At 56.5% G+C, this 12,343-nt stretch carries 10 protein-coding genes; all 10 read left to right on the top strand.

The genetic code is table 11. The features are described from left to right. The first annotated feature begins 30 nt into the window (after positions 1 to 30). The gene (locus IMCC3135_RS16245) at positions 31 to 477 is read left to right on the top strand and encodes a DUF411 domain-containing protein (RefSeq protein ID WP_088918577.1); all 447 of its coding nucleotides are present in this window, start codon (positions 31 to 33) and stop codon (positions 475 to 477) included. Between the two features lie 117 nt (positions 478 to 594). Beyond that, on the top strand, positions 595 to 777 hold the full coding sequence (locus IMCC3135_RS16240) for a hypothetical protein (RefSeq protein WP_157736037.1): 183 nt from the start codon (positions 595 to 597) through the stop codon (positions 775 to 777). Positions 778 to 1,091: 314 nt separating this feature from the next. Then, positions 1,092 to 1,610: a hypothetical protein gene (locus IMCC3135_RS16230; RefSeq protein WP_236994794.1), complete on the top strand. Its 519-nt coding sequence runs from the start codon at positions 1,092 to 1,094 to the stop codon at positions 1,608 to 1,610. Between the two features lies 1 nt (position 1,611). Then, the gene (locus tag IMCC3135_RS16225) at positions 1,612 to 2,004 is read left to right on the top strand and encodes a cytochrome c biogenesis CcdA family protein (protein ID WP_088918574.1); all 393 of its coding nucleotides are present in this window, start codon (positions 1,612 to 1,614) and stop codon (positions 2,002 to 2,004) included. 497 nt (positions 2,005 to 2,501) lie between these two features. Continuing rightward, entirely contained in the window at positions 2,502 to 2,927 is a 426-nt protein-coding gene (locus tag IMCC3135_RS16215; RefSeq protein ID WP_157736035.1) for a hypothetical protein, read from the top strand. A 144-nt stretch (positions 2,928 to 3,071) separates the two neighbouring features. Beyond that, on the top strand, positions 3,072 to 3,206 hold the full coding sequence (locus tag IMCC3135_RS35525) for a twin-arginine translocation signal domain-containing protein (protein ID WP_088918572.1): 135 nt from the start codon (positions 3,072 to 3,074) through the stop codon (positions 3,204 to 3,206). Between the two features lie 168 nt (positions 3,207 to 3,374). Further along, a complete protein-coding gene (locus IMCC3135_RS16205) occupies positions 3,375 to 4,586 on the top strand; it encodes a TolC family protein (protein ID WP_157736033.1) in 1,212 nt (403 codons plus the stop codon). Continuing rightward, positions 4,583 to 6,130 (top strand): efflux RND transporter periplasmic adaptor subunit, encoded by a 1,548-nt coding sequence (locus IMCC3135_RS16200; RefSeq protein WP_088918570.1) that lies wholly within the window; start codon positions 4,583 to 4,585, stop codon positions 6,128 to 6,130. Before IMCC3135_RS16205 ends, IMCC3135_RS16200 begins: the two co-directional genes overlap by 4 nt. Further along, positions 6,127 to 9,348 carry an efflux RND transporter permease subunit gene (locus IMCC3135_RS16195; RefSeq protein WP_088918569.1) on the top strand — a complete coding sequence of 1,074 codons (3,222 nt, stop codon included), beginning with the start codon at positions 6,127 to 6,129 and terminating at the stop codon, positions 9,346 to 9,348. Before IMCC3135_RS16200 ends, IMCC3135_RS16195 begins: the two co-directional genes overlap by 4 nt. A 492-nt stretch (positions 9,349 to 9,840) precedes the next feature. Further along, entirely contained in the window at positions 9,841 to 12,243 is a 2,403-nt protein-coding gene (locus IMCC3135_RS16190; RefSeq protein WP_236994793.1) for a copper-transporting P-type ATPase, read from the top strand. Positions 12,244 to 12,343: the final 100 nt, after the last annotated feature.

Genomic DNA, 12,343 nt, shown 5'->3' with positions numbered 1-12,343 from the left:
ATCTCTCAAGCACAAACCACAGGAAACATCATGAGACTCTACACAAGAACCGCTGCAGCTATCAGCCTGCCACTCACCATGATCGTGTCGTTGGCGACCGGCGCGGTACACGCAACCGAAGCGCTCATCTACAAAAACCCTCAGTGCGGCTGCTGTGAAAATTACGCAGACTATCTGCGGGCCAACGATTATGAGGTCACAGTCAAACCCACGCATGAGCTGTCCGCGATAAGTCGCGATCGCGGTCTATCCGACGAGTACCAAGGCTGCCATCTGGCGCTGATCGACGGATACTTTGTCAGCGGTCATGTGCCTGTCACCGTAATTGACAAATTGCTCTCCGAGCGGCCCGACATCGATGGTATTACCTTGCCTGGCATGCCTCTGGGCTCACCGGGTATGGGCGGCAACAAGAGTGAGCCATGGAAGATATTCGCCATTGATGATGGCAATTCGACGCTCTTTTCTACCCAATAAGCATGATCAGCAAGCGACAGTGGGTGACGATCTTGAATAGCTTGATGCAATCTCCGTCGCGTTGCGACGGGACCTTGAACCTCATGGCATGTAATGCCAATAACAGGAATATATCTGATGATGAATGATGGAATGATGAACGGTGAAATGATGAGTGGCGGAATGATGTGGGCCATGGGGCTGATCTGGCTCCTGGTGATTGTTCTGCTGGTCCTGGCGATTACGGCTCTGGTGAAGTATGTCTTCATGGGAAATAAAACGCGGAACAAAACGTCGGGATCCCGCAATGATGCTGACTAGCCCTGTGGGAACGCTGCCTTGCGTAGTACAATTTTTTGGAGATCAATGATGAAGACAGACATCAGTGCAACTCAGACACTTCAGTCTGAACAGCCCCACCCTGCTTTCCGATCATACAGTTCACGCCTTAAGGAGAGACTACGGGGGCGAAGTCTGTTACTGGTCGCGGGCATGGTTGTCGTGGGTACAGGCATGGCGTTGAACTGGGACTGGCTGACAGCCATGGGAGCCGCGCCAATCATTCTGTCGCTGGCGCCCTGCGCGCTGATGTGTACAGTTGGCATCTGTTGCAGCAAAAAGGGGACAAATCAGACGTGAATCAACCACAGGATATTGCGACCCTCTCCTCGCACCGTACTCCCATCGATACCGTGCCAATGGGTGCGTCATTCGTGTCGACGTTACGACGCTATTTTTCAGTCATCGCAGGAGGTAATCTGGTCTGGGAGTTTGCGCACATGCCGCTGTACACCCTCTGGAATACCGGTACTACAGGGGAGATCGTGTTTGCCGCCGTCCATTGCACCGGCGGTGATGTCCTGATCGCCATGAGCGCCCTGATGTTGTCGTTGCTGATGTTTGGCGCAGGATGGCCACTGACGCGTTCTGCCGTCTATCGTGTGGTTGGGTTCACGATGGTGATTGGCGTCGGCTATACCGTGTTCAGCGAGTGGCTTAATATTGTCGTGCGTGAGGCGTGGGCCTATTCGGAGCTGATGCCCATCGTGCCGGTGATTGATGCCGGGCTGTCTCCCTTGTTGCAGTGGATCGTGATTCCAGGGCTGGCATTCGCCTGGGCGCTGCGTCCATTTCGACAGCCACGCGCAAAGTAGCGTGTCGACCGAGATTGCTGGTATTGGCATCGTCGCCGCCTTTCTGGCGGGTGCCATCTCCTTTCTTTCCCCCTGCGTGCTGCCGCTGGTTCCAGGCTACGTCTCGTTTATCGCTGGCCAGACGGATCAGGCACCCGAACAGCAGGCCGAATTCAGGGCCCGGCTGCGTGCGGGGGGTCTGAGCCTGTGTTTTTGTGCTGGGCTTTTCGACAGCTTCGTCGTACTCGGTGCCGGAGTTGGTGTACTGGGGCGTGTGCTGTTGAGCTGGCGCAATGAGCTCAGTCTGGTCGGTGGGGCCATTATCTGGTTGTTATCGATCTATTCAGCCGGACTGGGCGTGCCGTTTCTGATTACGGCTCTTTCTACGCACAACTACCCGACCAAGTGCCATTGATCTCTGAATGAGGGAAGGCTCAATATTCATTTTTACAAATTATCTCGAAATATCTGATCAAGCCTTGACGTTCCAGCCACTGGAATACCCATGATACAACCGGAGTCTGCAATGACTGGTAGACAACGACGACGTCATCGTATCGCCAGCATTATCCAACGAAGAAGCTGAAAAAATTTTTCCAGCCGGTTGGAACGAACTCAAGCCCTATCTGCGCATGACCCGACAGCCGAATAAGTAACAACGTGTCGGCCTTGTTTTTAACGAACACGACTGAGATAACATTATTACAGTCGAACCGGATAGCTGATTCATTTGCATCAAAATACTACAACTCATGTTCAATCTAATCTCAATCGGTTGGAGAGAGCGTATAATCAAGCTGTCGGGAACTTTGCCAGTACATGGCAGGTCATATGACCAAGCGTGACTACTGACCCACCCGGCAACAAACAGCGTGAGTGTGACAGCTCACTAAAACGATTAAAATTCAACGCATGACAATGAACCCTCCTCAGTCGTACCGCTCGCCGGAACCTTCGGGTCTCCGGACGAATGCCGTGCGCCTGTGTGTGGCATTGTTGGGCTTCTGGATCGTTGCCAGCTCCCTGTTACTGCAATCACCGGTGAGTCAGTTCTCCCTGCCGGCTGCGCAAGTCAGCAGCGTGGGTTCGGATCTTCTCACGGTCGGTTTTGAGAAACATGGCTCAGAATCCGGTGATTGTTGTCTTGAAGTCGACTGTAGTGACTCTCAGGATTGCTCACTGCCTTGTGTCTCAAGTTGCCCTGCGCCTCAGGTGGCGGTGTTGGAGAGCCCCTTGTTCCGAGATTTGTCGAGCGGTGCCAACATCGCCTCAGTCGTTGATAACAAGGGATTCGTCTCCCCCGTGGTTACCTTGTTGTTCCGCCCTCCTATCGTCTGACGTGCTTGCTGTCGCGTAACTCGCGCACCTCGCACCTCCTCCCTTCGCTTGATTGTTGATCTGCCGACTCCGCTTCTCGTGGATCGCTGATCGACTACCTGTGCGCGGATGGTCTTCCCCTGATTTGACCCTGACCAGATCGATATGTCCTGTCAGCCCTTTAGCTCTCTACCTCAACGAGCGCTTATGTCACGTCGTGGATTTCTCGTGGGATCCGGTGCGACTGCTTTATTGATGGCAACGCCTGACCGCCTGGCATTCGTTATCAGAAATGCATGAGATCTCACACAGCAAGGGATCACAACATTGATCAGTCGCTCGCCTTTCATCCTCCATTCATTGAGATTATTACTGCCTGTGCTTACGAAAAACGCATTTCTTGTTCCTTTGTTGTATCGCCATCTGGCTCGAACACTGATCGTAGCCGTATGCTTACCCCTGCCTGCTGTGCACGCTGATACCCTGTCGCTCGACAATGTGATCAAGCTCGTCGTCGAGAGAGATCTGGAAATTGGTCAAAGCATGGATCGTGAATCGATGCTGCGTGACACGGCACGGGTATCGGCCGCGCTGCCACCGCCTACGCTTAAATTGTCGGCCGCGAACTTTCCCCTGGATACCTTCGCGATCGATCAGGAGCCCATGACGCAACTGCAGATAAGCCTGAGCCAGATGTTTCCGCCAGGCGATTCGCGCCACTGGCAATCGACCGCTCAGCAGCATCTTGCCCAAGCCGCCGTAATCCAGAGCGAACTGCGCAGGGCCCTGTTGCGCCAGCAGTTGCAGACCGCCTGGTCAGAAGGATGGATGGCACAGGCCTCCGTGGCAGCCTTGCAATCGAATCGTACCGTGTTCGAGCAGGCATTGGATATCACGCGCGCCAACTACGGGGCCGGCCTTCGTCAGGCACGCCAACGGGAGGTGCTTAGCGCCCGGGCGGCATTGACCCGAGTCGATGAACGTATCGAGCGATTTTCGATGCTCGTCGACAACAGCCGTGAACTGTTCGGCGAATGGCTGAGCGCGGCTGAGATTGAGCGACTTGACTTCACGCAATACAACTCAGACCCGATGAGCTCATCGGTAACATTCGACCCCTCGACCCATCCCTCCTTCGTGCTGGCTGACGCTGAACGTAAGGCTGCTGAGGCGGAACAGCGCCTGGCCACCGAGCTGGGCAAAGGCAGCCGGGGGCTCAGTGTGAGCTACGGTTATCGTGAGGATCCCTCGAACGATGTTGAGCGCGCTGATTTTCTCTCCTTGGGTTTCACCATGGATCTTGCCTCGTTGCGCGGTGGTGCCAATACAGCACGCCGGTCAGCCGCCACCGCCAAGGTGGATCAGGCAGACAAAAAGGCCGAACTCATACGTGATCGACTGTCTCGCGATTATCGCCAGCTGCAGGCACAGGCGATCCGTCTGGAAGCCAGGCAAACCCTGTTACGCGATGAGCTCCTGCCTGAGTACCATCAGCAAGCCGAGGCCACGCGCCGCGCCTTTGCCAGTGGCGAGGCGGGCTTTGTTGAAGTGCAATTGGTACTGATCGATAGGCTGAATGCCGAGCTTGAGACCCTGGCACTCGATGCCGAACTCATGAAAACAAAGTCAGCGATCGAGTATGTCTCAAGCGCTACACCTGCTTCTGGAGAGCGTTCATGAAAGGTCTGTTCCGGATTTTCGGCCTCGTTGCCCTGGTCATTGTTGCCGGGCTGAGCATTGGCCTGGGTATGTCCTGGGGGCCTGAATTCTCATCGCAAATTCTGACCAAGCTGTCCAGCCCGGCCTCGGCTACCGAGGCCTCGGGTGAAGAGTCTGATAGTAACGAGCCACTGTACTGGGTCGCTCCCATGGATCCAAACTATCGGCGAGATCAGCCCGGCAAATCGCCGATGGGGATGGATCTGGTACCTGTCTTCAAGCAGTCTGGTGAAGCGCTACCGGCCGGTACGGTAGAGATATCTCCTGCGGTGATCAATAATCTGGGCGTGCGCACCGCCAAAGTCGAGCATGCCATTCTGGCCGATGCCATCGAGACGGTCGGTTATGTCGGGTTCGATGAGCGCCAGCTCCAGGAGGTTCATGCGCGGGTTGCCGGGTGGTTGCGCCGCCTGCACGTCAGAAGTGACGGCGATCCGATTGAAAAGTTTGGCCGGCTGTACGACATCTATTCTCCGGAGCTGATCTCGGCACAGGAGGAATATCTGATTGCTCTGGATTCCGGCGATACCGTGCTGATCGATGCCTCGCAAGACAAGCTTGCGAATCTGGGTGTCAGCAGCGGCACGATCGATCGCATTCGCCAGAACCGCACGGTTATCCAGCAGATCCGCGTCTACGCACCGCAGGCAGGAGTTGTTGATTCATTGTCGGTCGGTCAGGGCGCCTACGTGACCCCTGGACAAAGGTTGCTGCGCATCGCCTCGATGGATCCTGTCTGGATTGAAGGCGAGGTTTTCGAAAGCCAGCTGGCCAAGCTTCGTGTGGGGGCGGCGGTAGAGATTCAGACCGATGCTGTTCCTGGTCGACGCTGGCAAGGTCAGGTTGATTATATCTACCCTGTGCTGAACAGCGTCACGCGCACCGCCAAGCTGCGCATCGTACTCGAGAACCCGGATGGTGCCTTGCTGCCGAATATGTTCACACGTCTGAGCATCGCCGCCGATGCCCCTGAACCGGCTCTGCTCGTTGCGCGTGAGGCGCTCATTCGGACCGGAACCATGGAACGGGTGGTACTGGCTACCGGCGAAGGTCACTTCAAGTCCGTGGCCGTGACCATAGGCCGACGCTCGCGTGGGCAGGTACAGATTCTGGAAGGACTTGAAGAGGGTGACGAGGTGGTTATCTCCGCCCAATTTCTGATCGATTCGGAATCGAGCATCGCTTCCGACTTCATGCGCATGAGCGAGCTTGACGAGTCGCTGTCGGGCAACCGGTCTGGGCCGGAAAAAACCTCCGAGGCGGTCTGGGCGATCGGCGTGCTTGAGGCGATCAATGAAAAAGAAGGTATCGCATCAATCTCGCATGAACCCATTCCCGAATGGGAATGGCCAGCCATGTCGATGAAGTTTTCACTCGACGACGCGGTGGATATAGAGCCGCTGAAGGATGGCGACTCCATACGCTTTCGCGTGTTCGAGACCGACGCCGGCGACTACCAGATCAACGCCATCGAAGCCGCTGACACGGGCGAGGCCTTCCAATGATTGAATCAATCATCAATTACTCGATTCGCAATCGGATTTTTGTTCTACTGATGACCCTGATGCTAGTAGCCTGGGGCTTGTGGTCGGTAAAACAGACACCGATTGATGCCCTGCCCGACCTGTCTGACGTTCAGGTCATCATCAAGACCAGCTTTCCGGGACAGGCTCCGCAAGTGGTCGAAGATCAGGTGACCTACCCCCTGACCACTGCAATGCTGTCGGTTCCCGGGGCGGTGAATGTGCGGGGCTACTCGTTCTTCGGTGATTCGTTTGTGTATGTCATTTTCGATGATGATACTGATCTGTATTGGGCACGTTCGCGGGTGCTTGAATATCTGAGTCAGGTGACGCCCAACCTGCCCGACACCGCTCGCCCTCAGCTGGGACCCGATGCGACCGGTGTCGGTTGGGCCTATATGTACGCACTGGTCGATCGCACCGGACAACATGATCTCAGCGAGCTGCGCAGCCTGCAGGACTGGTTTCTGAAGTACGAGCTGCAAAGTGTTTCTGGTGTCTCGGAAGTGGCGACAATCGGTGGCATGGTGAAGCAATACCAGGTCACCGTCGACCCTGACAAACTGCGTGCCTACAATATGCCGTTGAGCCATGTACAGACGGCGATACAGCGTGCGAATCAGGAGGTTGGTGCCTCGGTGATCGAAATGGCCGAGGCCGAATACATGGTGCGGGCATCCGGGTATCTGGATGGGCGAGACGCGCTTGAAACCGTGCCGCTGGGTCAGGATGCCAATGGTATTCCCTTGCTGCTGCGCGATGTCGCCACGATCAATATCGGGCCGAAGATTCGTCGTGGTATTGCCGAACTCAATGGCGAAGGAGAAGTTGTCGGTGGGGTAATCGTCATGCGCTTTGGTGAAAATGCCCGCAGCGTCATCGATGGGGTCAAGTCGCGCCTGGAGGTGTTGAAAGCCGGTCTGCCCGATGGCGTGGAGCTCGTGACCGTCTATGACCGATCGGAGCTGATCGATTCAGCCGTGGAGAACCTCTATATGAAGCTTATCGAGGAGTTCTTCGTGGTCGCACTGGTGTGTGCGGTGTTCCTGTTCCACGTGCGCTCGGCCCTGGTGGCCGTATTCTCCCTGCCCGTTGGTATTCTCATCGCCTACATCATCATGCATCAGCAAGGCATCAACGCGAACATCATGTCATTGGGCGGTATAGCGATCGCGATCGGTGCGATGGTCGATGGAGCCATCGTGATGATCGAGAACATGCACAAGCACATGGAGGAGACACCGCTGACGGATGACAACCGCTGGCAGGTCGTTGCCCGCGCGGCCAGTGAGGTGGGCCCTGCCCTGTTTTTCTCTTTGATGATCATCACCATGAGCTTCTTGCCGGTGTTTACGCTTGAAGCGCAAGAGGGACGCATGTTCTCCCCGCTGGCGTTCACCAAAACCTATGCGATGGCCGCCTCAGCCTTGCTGGCGATCACACTGGTACCGATACTGATGGGCTATTTCGTCCGAGGCAAGGTGCGGCACGAATCGGCCAACCCGATCAACCGGCTTCTGATGGCGCTCTACTTGCCGGTGCTGCGTACCGTTTTGCGGATACCAGTTATCGTGCTGATCGTGGCGTTGGCCATAACCAGCATCGGCCTGTTGCCGGCACGCAATATCGGCAGCGAGTTCATCCCACCGCTGGATGAAGGCGATCTGATGTACATGCCGACCACCTATCCGGGCATCTCAATTGGCAAGGCCCGTGAGATCCTGCAGCAAACCGATAAGCTGATCAGCACCGTGCCTGAGGTCAAGACGGTGTTCGGCAAGATGGGCCGGGCCGAGAGTGCGACCGATCCAGCACCTTTGACGATGATTGAAACGGTGGTGCAGTTCCATCCCAAATCACAATGGCGACCTGGAGTCACGTCTGAGAGTCTGCGGGCCGAGCTCGACTCGCTGGTCCAGATACCCGGTCTGACAAACGCCTGGGTTATGCCGATCAAGACCCGTATCGATATGCTGGCGACCGGTATCAAGACACCCGTGGGCATCAAGATCGCGGGGCCGGATCTGAAGGTGATCGAATCCATCGGTCGGGATCTGGAAACGATTCTGGAAAAAGTGCCAGGCACCGCGTCGGTCTACAGTGAGCGGGTCGCCGGCGGACGCTACATCAAGATTGACATTGACCGTGAGAAATCCGCCCGCTACGGCTTGAACATTGCCGATGTACAGCAGATAATTGCAACCGCGGTAGGGGGCATGCAGGTGACCCAGACGGTTGAGGGACTGGAACGATACCCGGTCAACATGCGCTATCCGCAGAGTTTTCGTGATTCTCCGGAACAACTCGAGATGCTGCCGCTGGTAACTCCGGGCGGTCACCGGATTTCACTGGCCAATGTGGCGAGTGTGCGTATCGAGGAGGGTCCCCCGGGCATCAAAAGTGAGAATGCCCGGCTCAATGGCTGGACGCTGGTGGATATTGCAGGCGTGGATCTGGGCTCCTATGTCAAAACGGCTCAAGCCGCCGTGGCAGACAACCTGAAGCTGCCAGGTGGCTATTCGGTGCAGTGGTCCGGGCAGTATGAGTACATGCTCAGGGCACAGGAGCGTCTGAGCTATGTGATCCCGTTGACGCTGGTGATCATTGTGCTGTTGCTCTATCTGAACTTCAGAAGCTTTACGGAAGTATTGATCATTCTGGCCACCCTGCCCGTTGCCGCGCTGGGGGGAGTCTGGCTCATGATGGCCCTGGGATACAACTTCTCGATTGCCGTGGGCGTCGGCTTCATTGCCCTGGCAGGCGTTGCCGTGGAGATCGGGATCATCATGCTGGTCTATCTCAATCAGGCCTATGTTCGGCTGGTGTCGGAAACACAGGCCCAGGCGCGTCGCCCGACGGTAGACGAGCTCAAGTCCGCCGTGCTGAAGGGAGCAGGCCGGCGGGTACGTCCCGTGATCATGACGGTCGCCACCATTGTCGCTGGCCTCGTTCCGATCATGATCGGCACCGGTACGGGTTCTGAGGTCATGCAGCGCATTGCCGCCCCCATGGTCGGCGGCATGCTCAGCGCGACCGTGTTGGCGTTGTTGGTGATCCCTGCGGTCTATTTTCTATGGAAACGCCGTGAGATCAAACGTCTTCCTCTCACACACATCGATGTTGTACTGGATTCAGCGCCGCCTGGAAACACCCTCGGCTTACCGCTTCTAACCAAACCACAACCAACGGAGACACCATGAAATCCCTACACTCGAATTAAAGAGTACTCGGCTTGATCGCAGGATTGTCTAGTGCACTAGACAATCCTGAGTGCAGTTATGATTAGCGGATTTATGAAGTATGTCTTCAGAGCAAACAAACTGCGGAACAAATGCCGGGATCACACAATGATGCTGACTAGCCCTGCGAGAACGCTACCTTGCGTAGTGCAATTTCCTGGAGATCAATGATGAAGACAGACATCAGTGCAAGTCAGACACTCCAGTCTGAACCCCCACCCTGCTTCCCGATCATACAGTTCACGCCTTGATCATGCGCACAGTAGCGTGTCGGTCGAGATTACCGGTATTGGCATCGTCATTTTTACATATTATCTCGAAATATCTGATTAAGGCCTTGACGTTCCAGTTACTGGAACATCCATGATGCAACCGGAGTCCGCAATTATTGGTAGATAACTCAGTTACCAATTGGCACTCCATGCACGGTCGGCAACAAAAAAGGACAATAAGATGAACGTCACCAAAGGCCACTTCGACAAAACCGCCCCCGAGGAGCCATCCCTCGATACTGTGCCGGATGGGTATTCCGGTACGATCTACACATGTTCCATGCACCCCGAGGTGCGCAGTACCGAAGAAGGATCCTGCCCAAAATGCGGCATGTTCCTGGTACCTGAGGGCGAAGTGGCGGAACACCGGCAACACGACCACTCCGGTCATTCCCCTGCGCATGATGCAACTAGCGTGGGTGTGAAGGAAGGCGAATACGATACGGTGCCAGAGAACTACAACGGCACGATCTATACCTGCCCGATGCACTCACAAGTACACCATCCCGGGCCCGGTTCGTGTCCGATCTGCGGCATGGGTCTGGAGCCAGAAACCGTCAGCCTGGAGGAGGAAGGCCCAAACCCCGAACTGGTCGATTTTACCCATCGGTTCTGGCTCGGAGCGGCTCTGACCGTTCCCTTGCTGATTCTGGCCATGGGGCCGATGGTGGGCTTCACCTACTTCATTGACTTGTTGGGCGAACGCACATCGCTCTGGCTGGAATTCGTACTGGCAACCCCTGTGATTCTGTGGTCGGGTTGGCCATTCTTCGTGCGCGGCTATCAGTCGTTCCGCACGATGAACCTGAACATGTTCAGCCTGATCTCGATGGGGGTTGGCGCAGCCTTTCTGTTCAGTATCGTTGCCGTCGTCGCACCGCAGATATTTCCCGCAGGCTTTCGAGACGCGAACGGCCAGGTGGGTGTGTATTTCGAGGCCGCGGCTGTGATCGTGACATTAGTGCTGTTGGGCCAGCTGATGGAGCTACGTGCCCGCGAGGGCACTGGCAAGGCCATCCGGGCACTGCTGAATATGGCCGCCAAGACCGCGCTGGTGATCCGCCCCGACGGCACCGAAGAAGAGATCGAGCTTGAACAGGTGCAGCTGGGCGATCACGTGCGTGTGCGCCCCGGCGACAAGGTGCCCGTTGATGGTGTGGTTCTCGAAGGCCGGTCGTCAGTGGATGAATCAATGATTTCAGGCGAACCTATGCCGGTGGAAAAAATCGCGGGCGAGCCTGTCACGGGAGCCACGATCAATGGCACCGGCAGTCTGGTGATCGAGGCCACCCGCATTGGGGCTGATACCATGCTTTCCCAGATCGTACAGATGGTCGCCAACGCACAACGAAGTCGTGCGCCGATCCAGAAATACGCTGATCAGGTGGCGGGCCTGTTTGTGCCAGCAGTCATAGCCGTTGCCGTCGTATCGTTTATCGTCTGGTCAATCTGGGGCCCCGCGCCGGCCATGGCCTATGGGCTGGTCTCGGCGGTAGCGGTAATGATCATTGCCTGTCCCTGTGCGCTGGGTCTGGCCACACCCATATCGATCATGACGGCAACGGGCACGGGGGCGCAGATGGGCGTGCTGATAAAAAACGCCGAAGCGCTGGAACGATTCGAGAAGATCGATACGCTGATCGTGGACAAGACCGGCACGCTGACTGAAGGCAAGCCCAGGCTAGTCGCGGTTTTGCCAGAAGTCGGGCATGACGAGGTCGAAGTACTGCGGCTGGCGGCCTCTCTGGAACGCGGCTCAGAACACCCGCTGGCCGAAGCCATTGTGCGCGGCGCCGAAGAGCGCGGTGTCGAGTTGGCCAAGGCCGAGGAGTTCGAGGCGGTGACCGGCAAGGGCGTCAAGGGCCGCGTGGATGGCAAAGCCGTTGCCTTGGGCAATGCTGCACTGATCCGTGACATGGGATTGGACAACGACGCGTTGGTCGACACCGCCAATGCGCGGCGCGATGAGGGCGAGACGGTGATGTTCATTGTGCTGGACGGTGCTATCGCTGGCCTTGTCAGCGTAGCAGACACGATCAAGGAGACAACACCCGCCGCCCTGAAAGCGCTGCACGAATTGGGGTTTCGCATCATCATGGCCACCGGTGACAATGAGCGCACCGCCAGGTCGGTGGCCAAACGTCTGGGCATCGATGAGATTCGCGCCGACGTGCTGCCCGAAGACAAGGCCCGCATCATCCGGGAGTTGCAGGAACAGGGCAAGAAAGTCGCCATGGCAGGCGATGGGGTCAACGACGCCCCTGCCCTGGCACAGGCCGACGTCGGCATCGCGATGGGCACAGGCGCCGATGTGGCAATCGAAAGCGCCGGGTTCACGCTGGTCAAGGGCGATCTTGATGGCATCGTACGAGCTCGCAAGCTGTCCCATGCGACCATGCGCAATATTCGTCAAAATCTGTTCTTCGCATTGATCTACAACGCCGTGGGCGTACCGATCGCAGCCGGTGTTCTTTACCCGTTCCTCGGCATTCTGATCGGCCCAATGTTTGCAGCCTTCGCGATGAGCGCATCATCGTTAACGGTGGTTCTGAACGCCCTACGGCTGCGGCGGCTGAAGTTCTGAAATTCCGAGATGAAACACGCCGGAAACTGATGTCGATCAATCCGAAATAACCAGCTCTCTGATAACTTGTTCAATGAGCGGCTGGATGCTTTACCGCACA

This window comes from Granulosicoccus antarcticus IMCC3135, from assembly GCF_002215215.1.
GTDB classification, from domain to species: Bacteria; Pseudomonadota; Gammaproteobacteria; order Granulosicoccales; family Granulosicoccaceae; genus Granulosicoccus; species Granulosicoccus antarcticus.
This window is presented reverse-complemented; position numbering and strand designations above follow the sequence as displayed.